The following is a 23,024-nucleotide window of genomic DNA, read 5'->3' as shown; positions in this document are numbered from 1 at the left end:
TCCGATCTGACGGCAGGTTTCGCGCGCGGCGACCTGCCCGATTTCGCCAGCCTGTGGCTGACCGAAAGCGATGCGCCGACGGGGACGGCGCTGCGTCGGGCGCGGCGGCGGCTCGCGTTGGCGGTCGCGATCGGCGATCTCGCCGGGCTGATCGATCTGACCGCAGTGACGGGAGCGCTGACGGACTTTGCCGATTTCGCGCTCGATACCGCGATCCGCGCGGCGATTGCCGAGCGGACGCCGGGTGCGCCGCCGATCGGGTTCGCAGCAATCGCGCTCGGCAAACAGGGCAGCCATGAGCTCAACTATTCGTCGGACATTGACCCGATCCTGATTTTCGATCCCGCGACCCTGCCGGTCCGCCCGCGCGAGGCGCCCGAGGAGGCGGCGGTGCGGATCGGGCGCCGGGTGATCGAGCTGCTGCAAGCACGCGACGCCGACGGTTATGTGCTGCGCGTCGATCTGCGGCTGCGTCCATCGGCCGAGATTACGCCGATCGTGCTGCCGATCGACGCGGCGATTTCGCATTATGAATCGGCGGCGCTCGCGTGGGAGCGCGCTGCCTTCATTCGCGCGCGCGCGGCGGCGGGTGATATCGCGCTGGGCGACCGCTTTCTGGCGGCGATCAAGCCGTTCGTCTGGCGGCGCGCGCTCGATTTCGGCGCGATTGGCGAGATTCGCGCGATTTCGAAGCGGATCCGCGATCATCATGCGCAGGGGCAAGCGCTTGGCCCCGGCTATGATCTGAAGCGCGGGCGCGGCGGGATTCGCGAAGTCGAATTTTTCGCGCAGATTCACCAGCTGATCCACGGCGGGCGCGATCTGGCGGTGCGGGTACCGGCGACTCGCGATGCGCTGGCGGCACTGGCCGCGCATGGCTGGATCGATGCCGATGACGCAGCGGCGCTTAGTGCTGCCTATACGCTCTATCGCACGATCGAGCACCGCGCGCAGATGGTCGAAGACCGGCAGACGCATGCGCTACCGGCTGGCGCCGCGCTTGAGTCGCTGGCGGCGCTGCACGGCTTGCCCGATGGCGCGGCCTTGCTCGCGTTGCTGGCGCCGCACGTCGCGCATACCGAGCGCGTTTACGCAGCACTCGAACCCGATGCTGCGCCCGGCCTGTCGCAGGACCCCGCGACGCTGGCGGTGATGCTGCAGGAAGCGGGCTTTGGCGGCGACACGGTCGACCGTGCGATCGAGCGAATCGCGCAGTGGCGCGCGGGCGCTTATCCGGCGCTGCGCAGTGGTGCCGCGCGCGCCGCGCTCGAAGCGGTGCTGCCGGGGCTGGTGCGCGCGCTGGGTCAGGCCGCCGATCCCGCCGAGGCGGTGCTGCGGCTCGACCGGATACTCGCCAAATTATCGAGCGCGATCAATTTCTTTCGCCTGCTTGAAGCCCAGCCAGCGCTGGCGGCGCTGTTGACGGCAATCCTCAGCCACGCGCCGCCGCTCGCCGATACGCTGGGGCGGCGGCCCGAGTTGTTTGACGCACTGCTCGACGCCAGCGCGCTCGATCCGGTCGGCGATGTCGCTGCGCTGGCGGCACAAATGATGCCGCGCGAACGCGATGCCGATTATCAGGCCGTGCTCGATCAGGCACGCCGGGTGGTTGGCGAGCATCGCTTCGCGCTCGGCGTGCAGATCGTCGCGCACGCCGCCGATCCGCTCGCGGTCGCGGCGAGCTATGCGCGCGTCGCCGAAGCGGCGATCGGCGTGATCGCGCGGGCAACGATTGCCGAATTTGCTAGCGCGCACGGTCGGGTGCCGGGCAGTGAGCTCGTCATCCTCGCGCTCGGGCGGCTCGGTGGCGGGGTGCTGACACATGCATCCGATTTGGACCTAATTTATGTGTTCACGGGCGATTATGCGGCGGAGTCCGATGGCGCGCGGCCGCTCGGGGCGGTGCTCTATTATAACCGCCTCGCGCAGCGACTGACGGCGGCGCTGTCGGTGCCGACACCTGCGGGGCCGCTCTATGACATCGACACGCGGCTGCGCCCGTCGGGGACGCAAGGGCCGCTGGTGGTGTCGATGACGGGCTTTGCCCGCTATCAGCGCGAGGCGGCGTGGACGTGGGAGCATATGGCGCTCGCGCGCGCGCGGTCGTTGTTCGGGTCAGCGGCGGCGCAGGCCGAGGCGCAGGTGGTGATCGACGATGTGCTGGGCGGCGCGCGGCCACAGCGCGATCTCGCCGCCGATGCCGAGAAGATGCGCGCTGATATCGCGGCGCACAAGCCGCCCGCCGGGCCGCTCGACGTCAAGCTGCTGCCGGGCGGGCTGGTCGATCTGGAATTCACGGTTCACCTGACGCAACTCGCGGCGCGCACGGGCTTCGACCCCAATCTCGGCGGCGCGATCGATGCACTGGTGACGGCGGGCTTGCTGGCGCCGGGGTTGCGCGCAGCACACGACCTGCTGACCCGGCTGCTGGTGATCACCCGGCTGGTCGCGCCCGATGGGGCGGTGCCGGGCGAGGCGACCCGCGCGCTGATCGTCGCGGCAATGGGGGTAAGTGACTGGGCGGCGCTGGTTGCGCTGATCGATGCGACGCGGCAGGACGTGCGCGATAGCTGGAAACAGGCGATTGAAAGGTACCGAGATGGCCCTGACTGAAGGTGCAACGATCCCCGCTCTGACGCTGACCGCAAGCGATGGCAGTGATTTGCCGCTCAAAAGCTTCGTCGGCGCGCCGCTGGTGCTCTATTTCTATCCCAAGGACGACACGCCCGGCTGCACGCGCGAGGCGCAGGATTTCAGCGCCGAGGCCGATGCCTTTGCCGCGCTGTGCGCCAAGGTGGTCGGCGTGTCGAAGGACACCCCGGCCAAGCACCAGAAATTCGCCGCCAAATATGATCTGAAAGTCGCGCTCGCGACCGATGCCGAGGGCGAAGTGATGGAGGCGTTCGGCGCCTGGGTCGAAAAGAGCATGTACGGCAAGAAATATATGGGGATTGAGCGGTCGACCTATTTGTTCGACGCGGCGGGCAGGCTGGTGCGCGCCTGGCCCAAGGTCAAAGTCCCCGGCCATGCCGCCGAGGTGCTGGCGGCGGTGCGCGCGCTCGGCTGACGCCGATTCTGCTCCGTTGCCGAATCATCCACGTGCGACAAATGGTTAATAACCATTGACTCGGTTGATTGCGGACGCGGAACGATTCGGGAAACTTAACCCCAATTGAACGACTCGCCGTGCCGAGCGTTCAACCTATCCCAGAGCTGTGACACGGCTATTGCCGCAACCAACATCGTTCGGCCAAAGCAGGGTGGTCGATGCGCCGGAGGGGCTGCGCGCACGATAATCGGGTGTCGGGCGGCATCGCAACCTAGCGTCGGGGACAAATGGTCACGATTGATTCGAAGCAAATTGCGCATGCCGTGTCGCAATTCCGGGCAAGCTTTAAGACCCGTGACTTCATCTTTCATGATGGACGCGACCTGCGCCGATTCAGCATTGCTGGCCGCACGCAAGCCGCGTTGGCGGGTGTTGCCGGGATCACCCTTTGCTTTTCGGCTTACGGCGTTGTCCACGCCGCCGCGGGTGCGGTGCAGATGACCGGCGCGCTCGGTACGCCCAAATCACCCGAAGCCAAGCTCGATGCGCTGCGCCACGAACTCGCCTCGATGCAGGTCAAGGTCGATCGCATCAAGCATGCCGCCGAAGTTCACGCCGCGCGGATCGAACAGCGGCAGGCGCTGATCGCCGCCGTGCTGTCGGGCGCGCGTAACACCAACCTTGCCCTGAACACGCCGACGCTCGATGCCGCGACGACGGCCGCCGCCGCTGATGTCGTGGCACCGCTGACGCGCGCCGAAGCGCGTCAGGCCGCGCTTGCCTTGCGCGTCCGCTATGTCGCCGAGCAGCGCTATCTGCGCACCGCCGATCATTTCCGCCGCCTGGGCCTCGCGCCCGAGCGGATCATCGCACAGGGCGGTGTTGGTGGCCCTTATGAGCCCGTCAACACGACGCAGACCGTGCCCGAGGCGAATGCCGACGCCCAGTTCCGCTCGCTGTTCATGACCTGGAAGAAGCTTGAGACGCTCGAAAAGGCCGTGATCGCCATTCCCGCGACCCAGCCGGTTACCAATGTTACCTTCAGCAGCCTGTTCGGCGTGCGCAGCGATCCGTTCCGGGGCACCGCCGCCATGCATGCGGGCATCGATATCCCCGGCGCGGTCGGCACGCCCATTTACGCCACCGCCGACGGCATCGTTGGCCGCGCCGAGCGTTCGGGCGGCTATGGCAATCTGGTTGAAATCAACCACGGGCGAGGCATCGCTACGCGCTATGGCCATTTGTCGAAGATTTTGGTCACCCCGAACATGCGCGTGACGCGTGGCCAGTTGATCGCGCTGATGGGATCGACCGGGCGCTCGACCGGCAGCCATTTGCACTATGAAGTGCGGATTGATGGCCAGGCGGTCAACCCGATGCCCTTCCTGCAGACCGCCGATTATCTGTCGCCGGCGCGCGACGTGAAGCCGGTGCAGGTCGTCGCGGGGCCGACCGACGCGGCCAACTGAGCCAGCGACGAAGCGCCGTTGCCGTCGGGCGGGCGAACGCCTATCTTGGCCGCATGACCACGCTGCACCCCGACCTGTCGCTGTCCCCTTCAGCCGCCGCGCGCGTCGCGGCCATTGCCGAGCGGCAGGGCAAGCCCGCGATGCTCCGGCTGTCGGTCGAAGGCGGCGGTTGCTCGGGCTTCCAGTATAAATTTGGTCTCGCCGAGGCGATTGAACCCGACGACGCGGTGGCAGAGACTGCGGGCGTAAAGCTCGTGGTCGATTCGGTCAGCCTTGATCTGGTGCGCGGCGCGGCGGTCGATTTCGTCGAAACGCTGGGTGGCACGGCGTTTCGGGTCGAGAATCCGCAGGCGGCCTCAGGCTGCGGCTGCGGCTCCAGCTTCGCGGTCTGATCAGCGCCCGCGCGTGAAAATCGTCAGCTTCAACGTCAACGGCATCAAGGCGCGACTGCCGCGCTTGGTTGAATATCTGACCGAGCAAAAGCCCGATATCGTCTGCCTGCAGGAACTTAAATCCTCGGACGACACGTTGCCCGTGAGCGACATCGAAGCGGCGGGCTATGGCGCGGTGTGGCACGGGCAGAAGGGTTTTAACGGCGTTGCGATTCTCGCCCGCGGCACCACTCCGGTCGAGCGGCAAAAGGGGCTCGGCGGCGAGCCCGAGGACGACCACAGCCGCTATATTGAGGCCGAGGTTGACGGACTGGTCGTTGCCTCCATCTATCTCCCCAATGGCAATCCGCAGCCGGGGCCGAAATTCGAGTACAAGCTGCGCTGGATCGACCGGCTGCGCGCACGGGCGCTCGAGCTGCTCGCTGAGGAGCGGCCAACGGTGCTCGCGGGCGACTATAACGTCATTCCCAACGACGATGACACCTTCTCGGTCACCGCAATGGCGAGCGATGCACTGATGCAGCCCGAAAGCCGCGCAGGGTTCCGCGCGCTGGTGGCGCAGGGCTGGACCGATGCGTTGCGGACGCGGCATCCGCGCGGCGGTGTGTGGACCTTCTGGGATTATCAGGCGGGCGCGTGGCAGCGCGATGCTGGCTTTCGCATCGACCATCTGCTGCTCAGCCCGCAGGCCGCCGACCGGCTGGTCGATGCTGGTGTCGACAAGGAGTATCGCGGGCGCGAAAAAGCCAGCGACCATGCGCCGACCTGGGCAGTGTTGCGCGATCGCTGAACGATCGGGGGGAGAAGGGGAATGGCCAGGGTCTGGCGCCGCGCACTCGCGTTGGCAGCGGTCGCAGGCGCGAGTCCCGCGCTCGCCGACGAACGCGACTATTGCCCCGCGCGGCCAGGGCTCGGCACACCCGCCTGCACGATTGCGCCGGGGCGGTTATCGGTTGAAACCGGGCTGGTCGACTGGACCCGCGACGATACGCCCGACAGCCGCACCGATGGCTTCACGATCGGCGATACGCTGGTGCGCGTGGGGGTGACCGATCGTATCGAGTTGCAGGCCGAATGGGTGCCCTATGGCAGCCAGCGGGTGCGCGACCGCGCGAGCGGCGCCGTCACCCGTACCGACGGCGTCGGGGATCTGACCTTGGGTTTCAAGGCCAACCTGAAAAATCCTGACGGCAGCGGCTTTTCGATCGCGGTGCAGCCCTTCGTCAGCGCACCGATCGGCCGATCGCCCGCCGGGGCGGGGGATTGGGGCGCTGGCGTGCTCGTGCCGATGAGCTGGGATCTGGGTCACGACCTGAGCCTGCAAGTGACGCCCGAAATCGATGCGGCAGTGAATGAAAGCGGCCGCGGGCGGCATCTGGCCTATAGCGCGATTGTCGGTCTGGGCTTTCCGATTACCGGCAAGCTGTCAGGCACGGTCGAATATCAGGCATTGCGCGATGACGATCCGGGCGGCGCGACGACGCAACATCTGGCCTCGGCGTCGATCGGCTGGATGCCGACCGGGGATTGGCAAGTCGATGTCGGCGCCGTGATCGGGCTGAACCGGTCGAGCACCGATGCCGAGCTCTATGTCGGACTGTCGCGCCGATTCTAACTTTTGGGGCCATTCGCCAAAACTTAGTGAATTACCGTTGCAGTACGGCGATGCGCAATTATTCAAGGTATTGATATTAAATATAATATTCGCTTGGCATGGCTAATGCAGAGCTTCGGGTGCGGCGCCCCCGACCGCATTTTTCCAGGAGAATATCATGTTCTTGCGTACGCGTTTTGCCGGCAGCCTCGGCGCTGCCATCGCCGCCGGTTTGCTCGTCGCGGCGTTCGGCCCTGCCACCGCCGCCCCGCAGCCGGGTCGTACCACCCAGACCGACAAGGTCGTCGGCAATAACACGACGGCTGCCACCCCTGATCGCAAGATCGACACGCGCCGCTATTGCATGCGCTACACCCCGACGGGATCGCGCATCGAAAGGCAGCACTGCCAGACCAGGGCCGAATGGGGCGCCGAAGGCGTCGACGTCGACAATCCCGACCAGTGATGGCTCGGGGACCGCGGCGCCTGACGACAGGCGCCGCGGGGTCCCGATCACAGCGCCTTGGCGTAGATTTGGTAGATGCGGTTGACGTGGCTGTCGATCGCGTCGGCAATTGCGTTCATGCCCTGATTATCGTCGAGCACCCAGCCGATTTCGCCGCGAGACGCGCCATATCTAGTCACCGACGCGCGGCGGATATATTCGATCATCATGAAGGCGAGCTGGCTCGCCATCCGCGATGCCTGCAAGCGCTTGACCACTCCCATCAACGGGACGCGCATCGTCCGCACCTTGGGCTTGCGCAACCACAGCAGCAGCTTGGCCCAGCCGAAGGGGAATAAATTGCCCTTCAGCGGGGCGATGGCTTCGTTGAGATCGGGCAGGGTGATCATGAACGCGACCGGCTCGCCGTCGAGTTCGGCGATGCGGATCAGGTCGTTGAACACGATCGGCTTTAGTTTCTTGCCGACATCATCGATCTCGGGCTGGGTGAGCGGCACAAAGCCCCAGTTATCGGCCCAGGCATCGTTGAGGATGCCGAGGATGATCGCGGCTTCGCGCTGGAACTGGGTGCGGTCGACTTCGCGGATGCGAATGCGCGCGTTCTTTTCACCAGCCGCGACGATGCGCTGGACGATCGGGGGAAATTGCTTGCTGATGTCGAGTTCATAGGTGACGAGCTGCTTTTCGGGCGCATAGCCCGCGCTTTCGATCCAGCCTTGGTAGCGCGCCGGGTGATGCCCCATCATGACCGTCGGCGCGTGATCATGCCCCTTGATCAGCAGCCCCGGCTCTTCCCAGATCGACATGCTGACCGGGCCGAGCGCGCGCGCCATGCCTTGTTCGCGCAGCCAATCCTCCGCCTTGGCGATCAGCGCGTGCGCGACGGCTTCGTCGGTTGCGTCGAACAGCCCCCAGAAGCCGACACCGGGGCCAAAGCCGCGCCCGGCGGGCATCTCGAGTGCCAGCGTGTCGAGATGCGCCGAAATCCGCCCGACCGGCACGCCCCCTTGTTCGGCAATGAAAAGCTGCGCCTTGGCATGGCTGAACCAGCCATTTTTTTCCGGCGTGATGAGTTCGACCGCTTCACTTTTGAGCGGGGGTACCCAATTGGGGTCCTGCGCGTTGAGCCTGAAGGCGATGTCGACGAACAGCTTGCGGTCGGCTTTGGTAGCGACGGGGCGGATCGAGAGAGCAGAGTTGGACACGAAGATCACTTTCGTCAAAAGTCGCACGCAGGTCCGGCGTTTGTCCGCCACTGTCAAGCAGCCGGGCATGGCGGCGGCGTGGCAAGCGTGCCACCGTGTGGCCACTTTTTTTGCGCAGGGACGATGGGATGGATAGTCTTTCGCTCAAGCCCGCCGTTGCCGACGCCGCGTCGCGTGCCACCGTCCGCCCGGTATCGGGGCGTATCGCCGACGACATGGCAATGCTGCGCGCCGCCGCTGAGCTGACGCGCGACCTGCACGCGGCGAACCCGCGCATCTATTGGACCGATTTCCTGCTGTCGGTGGCGATCGGCTATGCCGCGCTGGCGACGGCGATTTTCGCCGGGCCGTTGTGGCTGGCGATTCCGGCCGGTGTGCTGTCGATGCTCGCGCTCTACCGCGCCGAAAGCTTCACCCATGAAGTCAGTCATATGAAGCACAGCAGCGTGCCCGGTTTCCGGCTGGCGTGGAACCTGCTGATCGGCATCCCGATGCTGGTGCCGTCGTTCATGTATGAAGGCGTCCATAATCTTCACCACGCGCGCACGCGCTATGGCACGGTCGACGATCCCGAATATCTGCCGCTCGCGCTGATGAAGCCGTGGACGCTGCCGACTTTTGTCCTGGCCTCGCTGCTGGCGCCGATTGCGCTGATTTTCCGGTTCGCGGTGCTCGCGCCGCTGTCGCTGGTGATCCCCGCTTTGCGGCGCGCGGTCGTCGCCCGTTATTCGGGGCTGGCGATCAACCCGCAGTTCCAGCGCCGCGCGCCCGAAGGCGAAGCGCGGACGCTCTGGCACCGGCTTGAGCTCGCGACGAGCCTGTGGGCGATTGCACTGGTGACGATGGTGGCGACCGGCGTGATCCCGCTGCGCGCTTTCCTGATCTTCCTCGCGGTGGTGTCGGCGGTCGCGGTGGTCAATCAGGTCCGCACGTTGGTGGCGCATCTGTGGGAGAATGACGGCGAGGCGATGACCGTGACCGCGCAATATCTTGACTCGGTCAATGTGCCCCCGCCGAGCCTGTTGCCGTTCCTGTGGGCGCCGGTGGGCCTGCGCTATCACGCGCTGCATCATCTGATCCCGAGCGTGCCCTATCACGCGCTGGGCGAGGCGCATCGGCGGCTGAAGGCGACGCTCGACGCCAATTCGCCCTATCACCGCGCCAATTACAAGGGTTTGCCGGGGCTGGTGGTCAAGATCACGCGCAGCACATTGGTGCGCGGCAAGTAATTATTCCTCGGTCCTGACGAGCAGCACTTCGCCGATCAGCAGGAACAGCAGGAAGGGCGCCCAAGCCGCCAGCCACGGCGGATAGGCACCGATATTGCCGAGCGCGAGCGCGAAGTTATCGGCCATGAAATAGAGGAAGCCGAGCATCATCCCGATCACCGCGCGGATGAACAGCTTGCCCGATCGCGCCAGCCCGAAGGCCGCCACCGCCGCGAGCAGGGGCATCAGCACCGACGACAAAGGCGCGGATAACTTGTGCCACAGCGCGCCTTCGAGCGCTTTGGTCGGCCGCCCCGCATCACGCAGATCGGTGATCGCGCGATCGAGCGCGGCGAACGACAGGCCGTCGGCATTGACGTTGCTGAGCGTGAACTGATCGGGGCGGACACCGTGGCCGACGGTGACCGCGCCCAAGTGAGTCACGTGGCCGGTCGCGACGTCGAAGCGCACGGCCGGTGCGATCCGCCAACCGTCGCCATCGCGCTGGCCATGGCTCGCGCGAATGATCGCGCCGAGCGACCCGTCGGTGCGATCGTAGAGCGTGATGTTGCGCAAACGGGCGGCATCGCCGCGCCCCGACACTTGCTGCACGGACAACAGATCATCGCCGTCGCGCACCCAGATGTTGAGACGGTCGCCGCGATCGATCGGGAGCGGCGCGTAATTGATCTTCTTCCACTGGTCGAGCGTTGCGCTGGCACGACTGACGATGCGGTCGTTGAACGCGAACGAGACGACCGCGACGCCGAGCGCGGCGAGGATCAGTGGCGCGAGCACTTGATGCGCCGACAGCCCCGATGATTTCATCGCGATGACTTCGCTGTTGGCGTTCAATTGGCTGAGGCCGAGAATCGTACCAAGCAGCACCGAAAAGGGCAGGAAATTGGCGATGATCTGCGGCGTGCGCAGGCTGACATAGCGCAGCACTTCGGCCTCGCCATTGCCCTTATAGGCCAGGATTTTGCCCGATTCACCGAGCAGGTCGAGCGTCTGGAGGATCAGCACCAGTCCCGCGAGCACGACCAAGGTGCGCACGAGCATCATCCGCGCCATGTAGAAAGCGAGTGAGCGCGACGGGAAAAGTTCGAGTGTCATGATGCGGTGCGCGCCTTGCGATGACCGGGCAGGCGTGCGGCGACCAGCTTGCCAAGCTTCGATGCGCCGCGTTCGAGCCAGCCGATTGGCTGGCCACCGGGGACATAGGCAATCGTATAATACATCCAGATCACCAGCCCTGCGAACAGGATGAACGGCACCCACAGCGCAATCAGTGGATCGACCAGCCCGAGCGAGCCAAGCGACTGCGCATATTCGTTAATCTTGTGATAGGTGACGATGATCACGATCGACAAAAACACGCCAAGCGCCGAGGGCGAACGCTTGGGCGGCACACCCAGTGCGACCGCGAGCATCGGCAGCAGGAAGATCGTCGCGACTTCGACCAGCCGGAAATGGAACGCAGCGCGGCTGGTGTCGCGCAGTTCATCGGGCGCCGCCCGGTCGCCGCCGATCCGCGCAAGTTCGGGCAAGGTCAGTTCGAGATTGCGCCCGCCGCGCCCGCGAAAATTCTCCGGCTTGGGGAGTGGGATCGGCAGGTTGTGCGAGGTGAAGGTCAGCACGCGCGGCGCCTTGAAGCTTGGGTCGGCATCGACCAGCGTGCCTTGCGACAGGCGGAAGATAATTTCGTCGGGATTGCCGGTGGCGAAAAAGCGTCCGCTCGCGGCCGTGACCGCGAGCCAGCCGCCGTTGGCCTTGTCCTGATGGATGAAAATGCCCTTCAGATTGCGGCCCGAATCCTGGCTTTCCTCGATCCGCACGATTGCGCCGCGCGGGAAAGTGGTGAACTCGCCGACCTTGATCGACGCACCGAGCGCGCCGGTCCGCAGCTCGAATTGAAGCTGTTCATAGCCGTAGCGCGCCCAGGGCTGGACATAGCCGACGATCGCCAGGTTGATCAGCGCCAGCCCCAGCGCAAACATATAGGGCACGCGCAGCAGCCGATTATAGCTGATCCCGACCGCGCGCATCACGTCGAGTTCGGACGATGTCGCGAGCCGCCTGAACGCCAGCAGCACGCCAAGGAGCAGCCCGATCGGAATGCCGAGTCCCAGATATTCGGGCAGTAGATTGGCGAGCAATTGCCACACCACGCTCACCGGGCCGCCTTCGGTCGCAACGAAATCGAACAGGATGCGCATCCGGTCGAGCGCGAGCAACATCGACGCGATGACGAGATTGGCGATCAGGGGAACCGCGATCAGCCGGGCCATATAGCGATCGATCGAAGTCATGCGGGACGCTGATGGCCTGTACGAAGGGGGAAAGGCTTAATCCCCCGGCTATAGGCGCGCTTTATCGCGCCGTCAGCATCGAATTCGCGACCGCCCTTTGGTCGGAATCAGGCGATGGCGCCCACCGCACGGCCAGCGCCTTCGAACAGTGCCAGAATCCGCGTCACCTGCTCGGTGGTGTGTTCGGCGCAGAGCGAACAGCGCAGCAGATAGGTACCGGCCGGCGTCGCGGGCGGGCGCGCCATGTTGACGTACAGCCCATTGTCGAGCAGCGCCTGCCACATCGCGACGGCTTGGGTCTGATCGTCGAGGATGATCGCGATGATCGCCGATTGCGGATTGGGCGTGCCGAGCTTGAAGCCCATTGCGGTAAGCCCGCCGTGGAGTTGACGCGCATTTTCCCACAAATGTGCGCGCTTGTTGTGCGCATGCATCAGCTTGCGGATCGAGGTGGCGGCGGTCGCGACCACGCTCGGCGGCAGGCTGGCGGTGAAGATATAGGCGCGGCAGGCAAGCCGGATCGCTTCGAACTTGGGATGGTTCGACACGCAGAAACCGCCGACGGTGCCGACCGACTTGGAGAAAGTGCCGACGACGAAATCGACATCGGCTTCGCAGCCCTGATCCTCGTAAACGCCGCGGCCGTGCGCGCCGAAAAAGCCCATCGAATGCGCTTCGTCGCTGAGCACCATTGCGCCATGCTTCTTGGCGACCGCGACCATTTCCTTGAGCGGTGCGACATCGCCGAGCATCGAATAAACGCCTTCGAGCACCACCAGCTTGCCGACATCTGTCGGCAGGCGGCCGAGGCGCTTGTCGAGATCGGCAACGTCATTGTGGCGGAAGCGGACAACTTCGGCATTGCCCTGCTGGCAGCCGTCATAGATCGACGCGTGGCTGTCGGCGTCGAGAATGATATACTCGCCCTTGCCGACGAGCGTCGAGATCATGCCCAGATTGGCCATATAGCCGGTCGAAAACACGATCGCGCCCGACATGCCGTAGAAGTCACGCAGCGCCTGTTCGACTTCCATATGATCACGGAAGGTGCCGTTGAGCATCCGGCTGCCGTTGGTGCCCGAGCCAAATTGGTCGAGCGCGTCCTTGCCCGCCTGGATGACATCGGGGTCGAAGGTCATCCCCATATAATTATAGGTGCCGAGCAGGATCGTTTCCTTGCCCTTGATGACCGCCACGGTCGGCGATTTCACTTCGTCCATCACGATCGCGAACGGGTCGGTGACGCCGGTGTCGAGCAGCGCCTGACGTTCGGCGATGATCGCATCGAACTTGCTCATCAGATCGCGCGGCGCAGTGGGCGCTTCGGCAATCGCAGTGATCTCGTTCATGGCGTCAGCCCTTCAGCTTGATGACGGCATCGACCAATTGGCCGACGGTTTCGATTTCGGCCTGCATGTTCATCGTGATGATGATGTCGAATTCATCCTCGATATTGGCGACGAAATCCATGACGGTCAGGCTGTCCCACTCCAGATCATGCTGGAAGCTGGTCGCGTCGGCGAGCGCGACGCCCTTTTTGTTGAACGGTTCGATCAGACCGGCAACGGTTTCGAAAATCGGGGTGCGCTCGCTCAACGTGCCGTCCTTGATGTGAGTGTGATGACTGCCCCTGCCAAGCAAATGCGGCGTCATTCTGGCAGGGTTATAGCAGGCCGTGGGCACGATACCATGCGGCTGTCACGGCAAGGCCTTGATCGGTCGCGATCTGCGGGGTCCAGAGGTCGGCGGGTGGGCGTTTGGCGGGGTCGATCACCCAGTCGGGGTGGGCGATATAGCGCGCGCGGTCGAGCGTGAGCCGGGCCTTGGTGCCGCGCAACGCCATGTCGGCGCGCGCTGCGAGCTTCAGCGCAGTGGCGGGCAGGGGGAGGGGGGTGACCTTTCGCCCAACGGCACGACCGACAGCGCGCGCGTAATCGGCGTGGCTCCAACCTCCCGCTGTGCCGTCATCAGCTTCGTAGGTTGCGCGCGGTGTCGGGTGCGTCGCCAGTGCGAGGAGCAACCGGGCAAGGTCGCTGACGTCAATCAGAGATATCCGCCCCTTCGGTGCCATCCCGAGGCCGGAGCGTGCGAGGCGGAACAGGTCGAGCATGTCGAGATCGCCGGGGCCATAGACGCCGGGCGGGCGGACCATCACCCAATCGAGCGGCGATGCGGCGACGGCGTGTTCGGCTTCGGCTTTGGACCAGCCATAGGTCGAGAGATCAGGCTCGCGTGCGGCGAGCGACGAGACATGGACGAAGCGGTTAACGCCGGTCGCAAGTGCGGCCGCGAGCATCGCCTGTGTGCCCGTAACGTTACCCGCGACAAAAGCTGCGCGGTCGGGGGCATTCACCACGCCCGCAACATGCATCACCGCATCGACGCCAGTTGCGAGGGCGGTGAGCGCATCGGGTTTGTCGAGGGCGCCCTCGATCCAGGTGACGCCGTCTCGCGCCGATTGCGCGCGCCGAGCAAGCGCCCGGACATCATGCCCCGCCGCGAGCGCCAGATCGATCAGCGTGCTGCCGACAAAGCCGGTGCCGCCGGTGATCGCGAGGATCATAGCAGCGCCATGTGGTTGCGGTGGACAAGGCACGCGCGGGGCGCGTAGCCGAGGATGTCGGCGAGCTGGTCGCTGCGCTTGCCCGCGATCCGCGCGGCATCGGCGGCGTCATATTCGCTGAAGCCCCGCGCGACCGGACGGCCATCGGGGCCGACGACGGCGACCAAGTCGCCGCGCGCGAAGCTGCCAGCGATTTGGGTGGCACCAGCGGGGAGCAAGCTCTTGCCGCTCGCGAGTGCCGCGACAGCGCCCGCGTCGATGCGCACTTCGCCGCGTGCGGTGAGGCCCCCGGCGAGCCACGCCTTGCGCGCAGGCGTCGTGCGGTCGGCGGTGAAGATCGTGCCACGCCCCGTTGACGCGAACCGCGCGAGCGGGTGATCGCCGTGGCCCGAGGCAATCGCCAGCGTCACGCCCGCAGCTGTCGCGATGCGTGCGGCGGCGACTTTGGCCGCCATGCCGCCGGTCCCGACGCCGGTTGTACCACCTGCCATCGCTTCGATCGCCGGGATGATCGCGTCGACCCGGTCGATGAAGGTCGCTGCGGGGTCGGTCGGATTGCGATCATAAAGGCCATCGACATCCGAGAACAGGATCACGCCTTGCGCGCCCGCGGCCTGCGCGACGCGCGCGGCGAGGCGGTCATTGTCGCCGAAGCGAATTTCCTCGGTCGCGACCGAATCATTCTCGTTGATGATGGGCACGACGCCGAGCGCGAGCAGCCGCCCGAGCGTCGCGGCGGCATTCAGATACCGCCGCCGGTCCTCGAGATCGTCGAGCGTCACCAGCATTTGCGCGGCCGTCAGGCCCTGCGCGACGAAAGCCTCGGCCCAGCCTTGCGCGAGCGCGATCTGGCCGGTCGCGGCAGCCGCCTGCGCATCTTCGAGCGTCGCGCGCCCGCCCTTGGCAAGCCCCAATCGCCGTGCGCCCAGCGCAATCGCGCCCGACGAGACGACCGCGACCTGCTGCCCCGCGCGCACCCGATCGGCGATATCGGCGGCCAGCGTCGCCAGCCAGTCGCGCCGGAGCGCACCGTCGCCGCCGACGAGCAGAGACGACCCGATCTTGACGATCAGCCGGGGGCAGCGGGCAGGGGCGAAGGCGTTCATGTCAGCGCGGTAGCGCCGCCAAGCCCCGCACTCAATCGCGCGCGAAAATCTCGTCGTGCGGGATGGTCAGATCGAGCGCTGGAATAATGATCCCCCGCTCGCCCGAAAACATGTGATCCGCCCAGCCGGTTGCACTCAGCCGCTCAAGCGTGCGGCACAGTTCGTTGACGGGATCGACAAAGGCAATCGTCCGGACGCTGGCGATCGACTGATATTCCGCCAACTTCGTTCCCTGATCGAGCGTCGCGGTGGTTGGCGACAGGATTTCGATCACGACCGTCGGGTTGGCCAGTGCCTTGCTCCCACGCAATTCATCGCGGGGCGGCTGCGCGCAATAGATCGCAATATCAGGATAGCGGACGTCGGTTTCGCTGATCCGCAAGCCCATGTCGGGACCATAGGGCCTGCAACCCGTGCCGCGCAGCGTCGATCGCAACCAGCTGAGGATATTCAGTTGGACCCAGGCATGCGGCTCGGTGCCACCCGTCATCATGTAGATGACGCCGTTATCGAGCTCAAACTTGCGGTCGGTGCCGAAATCGATCGCCAGAAATTCGTCGGCGGTGATCGGTCGATAGGCTGGGTCGTGGCGCATGGCGTCGTGTCCGATAGCGGCTGGCTCGTGGTCTTCCTTACCAGATCACCCGCGCCGTCGCCAAATCAGATCGGCGACCATTCGCCCGGCTCATCCTCGTCATCCGCGCTGATCGCAGGGGCTGCTTCAGCAGGTCCAATCGCTTCGACCAGCCGGTCGAGCACGGCTTCGAGCCCGGTGCCCGCCGCGCCTGAGAGCAGCATCACTTCGGCCTTCGACGCGCGCTTCAGCTTGGCCGCGAGCTTCTTCACCTCGGCGGGGTCGAGCGCGTCGATCTTGTTGAGCGCGATCACTTCGGGCTTGTCGATCAGGCCCGCGCCATAGGCATCGAGTTCCGCCCGAACGATCCGGTAGTTTTCCACAGGCTTGTCCTCGGTTGCATCCACAAGGTGGAGCAGCACGCGGCAGCGCTCGATATGGCCGAGGAAACGATCGCCGATCCCTGCGCCATCGGCGGCGCCTTCGATCAGGCCCGGAATGTCGGCAATCACGAATTCGCGGTTGCGGTGGCTGACGACGCCGAGCTGGGGCCGGGTGGTGGTGAAGGGATAATCGCCGACCTTGGCCTTGGCATTGGTCGTCGCGTTGATGAAGGTCGACTTGCCCGCGTTGGGCAGGCCGACGAGCCCCGCATCGGCGAGCAGCTTGAGCCGCAGCCACAACCACGCTTCCTCGCCCGGCCAGCCGGTACCGTGCTGGCGCGGCGCGCGGTTGGTGCTCGATTTGTAGCTGGCATTGCCGCGCCCGCCGTCGCCGCCCTTGAAGAACACGCGCTTTTCGCCGGGGACGGTGAAGTCGGCGAGGACATGCTCCTTGTCGTCGCTCAGCACTTGCGTCCCCACCGGCACGCGGATCACGAGGTCGCGACCGCCCGCGCCGGTGCGGTTCGACCCCGATCCGCCCTTGCCGCGCGGCGCGCGAAAATGCTGGGTATAGCGAAAGTCGATCAGCGTGTTCAGGCCCGCGACGGCTTCGAAGATGATGTCGCCACCCTTGCCGCCTTCGCCACCGTCGGGGCCGCCATATTCGATGAATTTTTCGCGTCGGAAGCTGACGGCGCCGGGGCCGCCCGCGCCCGATCGGACGAAGATCTTTGCTTGGTCGAGAAAATGCATGCGCTACCCTAGCGAAATCCGCCGATTTGGCTAGGCCTGCTCGCGCTCGGCGTCCTGGCACGCAGCCTTTTCGATCACCCGTTGCGCTGCGGTTAGCTGGCGCAGCGCCAGCGCACGGGCGGTCGCACGGGGGACGCCGAGCGCTTTGGCCATCGGCCCGCCGAGCAGCGCGTCGCCCAGCGCCGTCAGCACCAACCCCAAAGTTTCGGCCGTCAGCGCGGCGGCATCGAAATCATGATCGCGTGCAAGTTGATCGACCAGCCGCCGGATCGCGATCAGGATCGGGTCGAGCGCGTCCTCATTGCCCGACAGGATCATCCAGCTCGCCAGCGCGCCCGCGCCCTCGCGCCCAAAGGCATCGAAGGTCAGGTCGACGACTTCGTGCGGATCATGGTCGGTCGCATGCGCACGACCGACCGCCTCGCCAATGGTCGCGACGATCGTTTCGGCCATGTTCGCCATCAGCGCGCGTTGCAGCCCTTCGGCTGAACCGAAATGGTGGAGCACATTGGCGTGGGTGCGCCCAATCCGCGCGGCAACCGCCTTCAGCGTCACCGCTTGCGGTCCTGCCTCAATCAGCAGCGCCCTGGCCGCTTCGAGCGCATTGTCACGCGATTCTTCGGGGGAGAGACGCCGTCGCACTATTGACACGAGTGTAAGTAAGCCTTATTCAACCGATACTAGTCAAACTGATGTTCGGAGCTTTTGACCGTGAATGCAACCACGCCCGCCGACTTGACAATCACCCCACGCGACCGGCGTTTTGGGCGCGGTTCGGCGATGCAGCGCTGGTGGGCGAACGGTGATCCCTTTGCGAGCGCGTTCTTCAACGCGCTTTCGGTCACTTTCCCCAAGGGCGAGGCGTTCTTCATCGAAGCGGTGAAAGCCCATCGCGACGGCGTGCCCGATCAACTCGCGCGCGAAATCCGGGCGTTCACGCTGCAGGAAGTGATGCATAGCCGAGAACATGTGGCGTTCAACAGCCGTGTGGTCGATGCCGGCTATGACGTGACGCCGCTGGAGGCGCGGGTGGACCAGATTCTGGCGATCGCCAATGCCCGTCCGCCGATCGTCCGGCTGGCGGCGACGATGGCGCTGGAACATTACACCGCGATCCTCGCGCAGATGATCCTTGAGCGCGCCGATCTGTTTCCCGAAACCGATGCGGAAAGCGCCGCGCTGTGGCGCTGGCATGCGATCGAGGAGATCGAACACAAGGGCGTGGCCTATGACACCTGGCTGCACGCGACGCGCGACTGGAGCCGCGGCAGGCGCTGGCGACTGAAGACAATCATGATGCTCGTCATTACCATCAATTTCTGGCGCCACCGGATCGAGGGGACGCTCGAACTGCTGCGGCAGGACGGCATCACCGGCTGGAAGGCGCGGGCAGGCCTCGCGCGCTATCTGCTCGTCCGCCCCGGCGTATTGCGGCTGATCGCGCGGCCGTGGCTGAGCTTTTTCCTGCCGGGTTTCCACCCGTGGAACCACGACGACCGCAAGCTGATCGCGCGTTTCGAGAGTGACTATGCGGCGGCGGTGTTGCCGAGCGCTGACCGGGAATTGGCGGCGGCTTGAGTGCGGCGGCGGTGGGCCGATGCTCACCGCCCCACAATCGTCACGCCGCCATGCGCTCCGGGTCGGCACACGGCTCGTCCTCCGAGAGGTCGAGGTCGAGCGTCGCGCAGGGCTTGTCGACACCCTGCGCGAGGCAATGCCGCATGACGACGCCCGTGTTGCGGAAGCCGAGCTTGGCCAGCACGCGCCCGGATGCGGGATTGTCGATGAAATGCCCCGACGTCAGCCGCTTCAACCCCATGCTGTAACGGGCGATCCCCAGCATCGCGCGCCCAGCCTCGGTCGCATAGCCGCGACCCCAGGCGTCGGGCGTCAACCAATAGCCGATTTCATGCGCATCGCCGTCGGGGTGAATGCCGATGCCGCCGACCAGCCGCGCCTCGCCGCCGTCATGCGCGAGGATGACGCGGCTGACCTCGCCCGGCCGGGACATTTGGGAAAGCCACTCGGTCGCATGCTCGACCGTATAGGGCCAGGGCAGGCGGGCGAGCTTGAACGCCACCGCTTCATGCGCGATTGCCGCCGTCAGCGCGGGGGCATCCTCGATCCAGCCGGGGCGGAGCGTCAGTCTTTGTGTCCGAGCGAACATCGATACTCTCCTCGTCGGTCGCTGCGCCGTGCCATGGAGACATGACGGCGAAGCGACAGCCATGTTGAGGGAGCAAGAAAAAAGGGAGCCTGGGTGACCCGGCTCCCTTGTTTGGCTTGGTTCCTGTGCGGAACCCCGGATCGCCCTGGTGGGCAACCCGGCTGGTTACCCGATGTTATTCGGCTGCAATCGCCATTTCGGCTACGTCTACCGAGCAGAAGGTTCGGCCGAGTTTGCCCGCGTGGAACGCAACGCGACCGTCTGTGAGCGCGAACAGCGTATGATCCTTGCCGATGCCGACATTGCGGCCCGGGTAGAATTTGGTGCCGCGCTGACGGACGAGGATGTTGCCGGCGGCCACTTCCTGGCCACCGAACTTCTTCACGCCAAGACGACGACCGGCCGAATCACGACCGTTGCGCGACGAACCGCCTGCTTTCTTATGTGCCATTTTCTATGCTCCTCGCGTTGCCGGTTATGCCTGCGCTGCCGAAGCGTCGGCTTCGGTCGCGGCGGGGGCGGCTTCGGCCTTCTTGGCCTTGGTCTTCTTCTCAGGCGCAGCGGCGCCGATCGCGGTGATCTTCAGGATCGTGTGCTGCTGGCGATGGCCATTGCGACGGCGATAGTTATGCCGACGGCGCTTCTTGAAGACGATGATCTTGTCGGCCTTCGCCTGCGCGATGATCTCGGCCGAAACGGTCAGCCCTTCGACTGACTGCAGATCGGCGCCTTCGCCGGCGAGCAGAACGTCGCCCAGCGTGATTGTCTCACCGGCTTCTCCGGCGAGCTTTTCAACGACAATCTTGTCTCCTGCGGCAACGCGATATTGCTTGCCGCCCGTGCGCACGACTGCGAACATGGTCTTCTTCACTTTCCAATAGCTAGTCCCACGCTCGGCGGACCGGCGCGGAAAGACCGGCTCGTTATGCGAAGGCCCTGTCGCTGTCAACCCAAGCAAATCTGGCGCGCACTCTGTTGCGCCGCAGCAACAGCGCCGTGACAATCGTGTGACGGTGCTCGCACGCACTATTGTTACATTCAGCCAATTGATTATGAATTTTCAATTCAAGCTTCGGCGCCGGCCGCAGCTAAGGGGGAAAATTTGGCTATGAATCGCTCTTTGGTCACGCTGCTTTCGATGTCGTCGTCGACGCTCGCGCTGTTCGTCGCGGCGCCCGCATTCGCGCAAACCGCGCCCGCGCCGCCGCCTGCCGCCGCTGCCGACGAAGAACCAACCGTCGTCGTCACCGGCAGCCGCTTTGCGCGTCGAAGCGTTTCCGAGAGTCCGGTGCCGATCGACGTGATCGGTGGCGAGCAGCTCGAGCTGTCGGGCGCGACCGAAACCAACAAGATCCTGAACCAGCTCGTCCCGTCGTTCAACTTTCCGCAGCCGTCACTGACCGACGGTACCGATTCGACTCGTCCCGCGACGTTGCGCGGGTTGTCGCCCGACCAGACTTTGGTGCTGATCAACGGCAAGCGGCGGCATAGTTCGGCGCTGCTTAACCTGAACGGATCGGTCGGTCGCGGATCGTCGGCGGTCGATCTCAACCAGATTCCGCCGATCGCGATCGACCGCATCGAAATCCTCCGCGATGGTGCTGCCTCGCAATATGGGTCGGACGCGATTGCGGGCGTTATCAATCTGGGCTTGTCGCGCAAGGAAGGTGTCAGCGCCTCGGTTACCTACGGCTCTTACAATACGCGGCTCGCCGGAGTCAGCCAGGTGACGGGGGTTGCGACCGGCGCGAACGGCCTGCCGATCGTGACGACAGCGGGCGGCACGAACAACGACATCCTTCAACTCAACACGACCGGGCGCGACCGCGTTGTGCACGACGGTGACACGCTGACCCTGGCTACACGGCTTGGTCTGCCGATCGGCGACCGTGGCTTTTTGGTGACGTCGCTCCAGTTCCGCGATCGCGACCCGACCAACCGGGATGGCGCCGATCCGCGCCGCCAATATCCAACCGTGGGCGATCCGCGCGAGCTGACGATTGATCGCTACAATCACCGCTACGGCGATGGCAAGGTGGTCGACTACAACATCTTCGTCAACGCCGGTTACGAACTGGCGCCAGACCTCAACGCCTATGCGTTCGGCAGCTATGGCCTGCGCGACGGCGACGGTGCGGGCTTCAACCGCCGCGCGAACGACGTACGCAACCGCGATTTTGCGGCATCGACAACCACGTTTGTGCCGTTCTACCCCGACGGCTTCCTGCCGCTGATCGTCAGCCAGATCGAGGATCTGTCGGGTGCGTTCGGGGTTAAGGCGACGCCGGGCGACTGGACGATCGATCTGTCGCTCGTCTACGGGTCGAACAAGCTCGACTATGCCGTCGAAAACAGCTTCAACGTATCGCTCGGCGGCATCAACAGTCCGCGCCGGTTTGATGCGGGTGGGCTGTCATCGAGCCAGCACGTCGCCAACCTCGACTTCACGCGCAAGCTCAACGTCGGCTTTGTGAAGTCGCTGGGTATCGCGTTCGGCGCCGAATATCGCAGCGAGAATTTCAAGATTCGTCAGGGCGACGTCCCCAGCTATATCAACGGCCCGTTTTCGGCGGCACCGTTCAATGCCGCCGGTGGTGCGCAGGTGTTTCCGGGCTTCCGCCCCAACAACCGCATCAATGCAACTCGCGCCAACTGGTCGGGCTATGTCGAACTCGACACCGACATCACCGAAGGTCTGACACTCCAGCTCGCCGGCCGTTATGAAAGCTATTCGGATTTCGGTAACACGATCAACGGCAAGGTGGCCGCGCGGTACGAACCGATCAGGGGTGTCGCGTTCCGCGGCTCGGTGTCGACCGGTTTCCGCGCGCCGAGCCTGGCGCAGCAGTTCTTCGCGACCACCTCGACCAACAACGTCGTCATCAACGGCGTTGCCCAGCTGATCGAGGTGGGGACTTTCCCGGTGAGCGATCCGGTGGCGCGTGCGCTCGGGTCGCAGCCGCTGCGGGCCGAAAAGGCGACCAACTTGGCCGGCGGCGTCGTGCTGGATTTCATTCCGGGACTCAGCCTGACGGCGGACTATTATAACATCGAGATCCGTGACCGGATTGTGCTGACCGAAAACCTCACCGGGGCGTTGGTGGTCACCCAACTCCAGGCAAACGGCATCAACAACGTCACCTCGGCGCGCTTCTTCGTCAATGGTGTCAACACGCGAACGCAAGGTGTCGATATCGTCGGCACCTATCGCTTCCCCGATTTCGGCTTGGGCAAGTTCCGCTTCACGGCGGGGTTCAACTATAACGAGACCAAGATCACGCGCCGCGCGGCGCTGTCGATCCCGACGCTCGCCAATTCGGTGCTGTTCGCGCGCACCGAAAGCTTCCGCCTGACCGACGGCCAGCCGCGTGACAAGATCAACCTCGCGCTCGACTGGACGCTTGACGACCTGAGCGTCGTGATCCGCACAAATCGTTTCGGCCGCGTGAGCAGCGCCGGATCGGGCGGCGTTACCGTCACCAACGGCAACGTCAACATCCCGGCGTTGGGGACGCAACCTGGCGATTTCACGCTGACGCCGAAATGGATCACCGATTTCCAGATCACCGGGAGGATATTCAAGCATTACGAGCTCTCGGCCGGTGTCGACAATGTGTTCGATGTCTATCCCGATCGGACGCCGACCGTCGCCGGGCTTACGCCGAACAGCTTCTTCCTGCCATATTCGAGCCTGTCGCCGTTCGGCTTCAACGGCCGGTTTATCTATGTGCGCGGGACTGTAAACTTCTGATCATCAGCGCCATTACAAACGCAAAGGGGGCC

General features: G+C 64.9%; 23 protein-coding genes. 10 read left to right on the top strand and 13 right to left on the bottom strand.

The window, feature by feature from the left end:
* Window positions 1–33 precede the first annotated feature (33 nt).
* The 7 genes from K2W81_RS07635 to K2W81_RS07605 all read left to right on the top strand — a co-directional run bounded on the left by K2W81_RS07635 (window position 34) and on the right by K2W81_RS07605 (window position 6,970).
* Window positions 34–2,613 (top strand): DUF294 nucleotidyltransferase-like domain-containing protein, encoded by a 2,580-nt coding sequence (locus K2W81_RS07635; protein WP_294102936.1) that lies wholly within the window; start codon window positions 34–36, stop codon window positions 2,611–2,613.
* Window positions 2,600–3,067, top strand: a complete 468-nt coding sequence (locus tag K2W81_RS07630; RefSeq protein WP_294102926.1) for a peroxiredoxin — start codon at window positions 2,600–2,602, stop codon at window positions 3,065–3,067. The genes K2W81_RS07635 and K2W81_RS07630 overlap by 14 nt, the downstream gene beginning before the upstream one ends.
* Before the next feature lie 269 nt (window positions 3,068–3,336).
* Window positions 3,337–4,518, top strand: a complete 1,182-nt coding sequence (locus K2W81_RS07625; protein WP_294102923.1) for a M23 family metallopeptidase — start codon at window positions 3,337–3,339, stop codon at window positions 4,516–4,518.
* Between the two features lie 53 nt (window positions 4,519–4,571).
* The gene (locus K2W81_RS07620; protein WP_294102921.1) at window positions 4,572–4,910 is read left to right on the top strand and encodes an iron-sulfur cluster assembly accessory protein; all 339 of its coding nucleotides are present in this window, start codon (window positions 4,572–4,574) and stop codon (window positions 4,908–4,910) included.
* Between the two features lie 13 nt (window positions 4,911–4,923).
* Complete coding sequence (xth, locus tag K2W81_RS07615) at window positions 4,924–5,700, top strand: exodeoxyribonuclease III (protein ID WP_294102919.1); 777 nt, start codon at window positions 4,924–4,926, stop codon at window positions 5,698–5,700.
* Window positions 5,701–5,721: 21 nt separating this feature from the next.
* Window positions 5,722–6,525 (top strand): transporter, encoded by an 804-nt coding sequence (locus K2W81_RS07610; protein ID WP_294102916.1) that lies wholly within the window; start codon window positions 5,722–5,724, stop codon window positions 6,523–6,525.
* A gap of 157 nt (window positions 6,526–6,682) precedes the next feature.
* Window positions 6,683–6,970 carry a hypothetical protein gene (locus tag K2W81_RS07605; protein WP_294102914.1) on the top strand — a complete coding sequence of 96 codons (288 nt, stop codon included), beginning with the start codon at window positions 6,683–6,685 and terminating at the stop codon, window positions 6,968–6,970.
* A 47-nt stretch (window positions 6,971–7,017) separates the two neighbouring features.
* Here the strand turns inward: K2W81_RS07605 and K2W81_RS07600 are convergent, their stop codons facing one another.
* Window positions 7,018–8,175, bottom strand: coding sequence for an N-acetyltransferase (locus tag K2W81_RS07600; protein WP_294102912.1), 1,158 nt, complete (start codon window positions 8,173–8,175; stop codon window positions 7,018–7,020).
* 128 nt (window positions 8,176–8,303) lie between these two features.
* On the opposite strand from K2W81_RS07600, the gene K2W81_RS07595 reads away from it, so the two are divergent.
* A complete protein-coding gene (locus tag K2W81_RS07595) occupies window positions 8,304–9,404 on the top strand; it encodes a fatty acid desaturase (protein ID WP_294102910.1) in 1,101 nt (366 codons plus the stop codon).
* Here the strand turns inward: K2W81_RS07595 and lptG are convergent, their stop codons facing one another.
* The 9 genes from lptG to K2W81_RS07550 all read right to left on the bottom strand — a co-directional run bounded on the left by lptG (window position 9,405) and on the right by K2W81_RS07550 (window position 17,725).
* Window positions 9,405–10,499, bottom strand: a complete 1,095-nt coding sequence (lptG, locus tag K2W81_RS07590; protein ID WP_294102908.1) for an LPS export ABC transporter permease LptG — start codon at window positions 10,497–10,499, stop codon at window positions 9,405–9,407.
* Window positions 10,496–11,695: an LPS export ABC transporter permease LptF gene (gene lptF, locus K2W81_RS07585; RefSeq protein WP_294102901.1), complete on the bottom strand. Its 1,200-nt coding sequence runs from the start codon at window positions 11,693–11,695 to the stop codon at window positions 10,496–10,498. Before lptF ends, lptG begins: the two co-directional genes overlap by 4 nt.
* Window positions 11,696–11,802: 107 nt before the next feature.
* Window positions 11,803–13,044, bottom strand: coding sequence for an aminotransferase class I/II-fold pyridoxal phosphate-dependent enzyme (locus tag K2W81_RS07580; RefSeq protein WP_294102898.1), 1,242 nt, complete (start codon window positions 13,042–13,044; stop codon window positions 11,803–11,805).
* 4 nt (window positions 13,045–13,048) lie between these two features.
* Window positions 13,049–13,291 carry an acyl carrier protein gene (locus K2W81_RS07575; RefSeq protein ID WP_294102895.1) on the bottom strand — a complete coding sequence of 81 codons (243 nt, stop codon included), beginning with the start codon at window positions 13,289–13,291 and terminating at the stop codon, window positions 13,049–13,051.
* Window positions 13,292–13,358: 67 nt separating this feature from the next.
* Window positions 13,359–14,258, bottom strand: a complete 900-nt coding sequence (locus tag K2W81_RS07570; RefSeq protein ID WP_294102892.1) for an NAD(P)-dependent oxidoreductase — start codon at window positions 14,256–14,258, stop codon at window positions 13,359–13,361.
* Window positions 14,255–15,364, bottom strand: a complete 1,110-nt coding sequence (gene proB / locus K2W81_RS07565) for a glutamate 5-kinase (RefSeq protein ID WP_294102889.1) — start codon at window positions 15,362–15,364, stop codon at window positions 14,255–14,257. Before proB ends, K2W81_RS07570 begins: the two co-directional genes overlap by 4 nt.
* Before the next feature lie 31 nt (window positions 15,365–15,395).
* A complete protein-coding gene (locus K2W81_RS07560) occupies window positions 15,396–15,959 on the bottom strand; it encodes a Uma2 family endonuclease (RefSeq protein WP_294102887.1) in 564 nt (187 codons plus the stop codon).
* Between the two features lie 65 nt (window positions 15,960–16,024).
* Window positions 16,025–17,074, bottom strand: a complete 1,050-nt coding sequence (gene obgE / locus K2W81_RS07555; RefSeq protein ID WP_294102884.1) for a GTPase ObgE — start codon at window positions 17,072–17,074, stop codon at window positions 16,025–16,027.
* A 30-nt stretch (window positions 17,075–17,104) separates the two neighbouring features.
* Complete coding sequence (locus tag K2W81_RS07550; RefSeq protein WP_294102881.1) at window positions 17,105–17,725, bottom strand: helix-turn-helix domain-containing protein; 621 nt, start codon at window positions 17,723–17,725, stop codon at window positions 17,105–17,107.
* A gap of 60 nt (window positions 17,726–17,785) precedes the next feature.
* Here K2W81_RS07550 and K2W81_RS07545 point away from each other — a divergent pair, with 60 nt between their 5' ends.
* On the top strand, window positions 17,786–18,652 hold the full coding sequence (locus K2W81_RS07545; protein ID WP_294102878.1) for a metal-dependent hydrolase: 867 nt from the start codon (window positions 17,786–17,788) through the stop codon (window positions 18,650–18,652).
* 40 nt (window positions 18,653–18,692) lie between these two features.
* Here K2W81_RS07545 and K2W81_RS07540 read toward each other — a convergent pair whose 3' ends face one another.
* From K2W81_RS07540 to rplU, 3 genes are all read right to left on the bottom strand, one after another.
* Complete coding sequence (locus K2W81_RS07540) at window positions 18,693–19,241, bottom strand: GNAT family N-acetyltransferase (protein WP_294102875.1); 549 nt, start codon at window positions 19,239–19,241, stop codon at window positions 18,693–18,695.
* Between the two features lie 175 nt (window positions 19,242–19,416).
* Complete coding sequence (gene rpmA, locus K2W81_RS07535; RefSeq protein ID WP_294102872.1) at window positions 19,417–19,692, bottom strand: 50S ribosomal protein L27; 276 nt, start codon at window positions 19,690–19,692, stop codon at window positions 19,417–19,419.
* Window positions 19,693–19,716: 24 nt separating this feature from the next.
* Window positions 19,717–20,100: a 50S ribosomal protein L21 gene (gene rplU, locus K2W81_RS07530; protein WP_294102869.1), complete on the bottom strand. Its 384-nt coding sequence runs from the start codon at window positions 20,098–20,100 to the stop codon at window positions 19,717–19,719.
* Window positions 20,101–20,349: 249 nt separating this feature from the next.
* On the opposite strand from rplU, the gene K2W81_RS07525 reads away from it, so the two are divergent.
* The gene (locus K2W81_RS07525; protein WP_294102867.1) at window positions 20,350–22,992 is read left to right on the top strand and encodes a TonB-dependent receptor; all 2,643 of its coding nucleotides are present in this window, start codon (window positions 20,350–20,352) and stop codon (window positions 22,990–22,992) included.
* The last annotated feature ends 32 nt before the right edge of the window (window positions 22,993–23,024 follow it).

This window comes from Sphingomonas sp. (assembly GCF_019749955.1).
Lineage (GTDB): Bacteria > Pseudomonadota > Alphaproteobacteria > Sphingomonadales > Sphingomonadaceae > Sphingomonas.
This window is presented reverse-complemented; position numbering and strand designations above follow the sequence as displayed.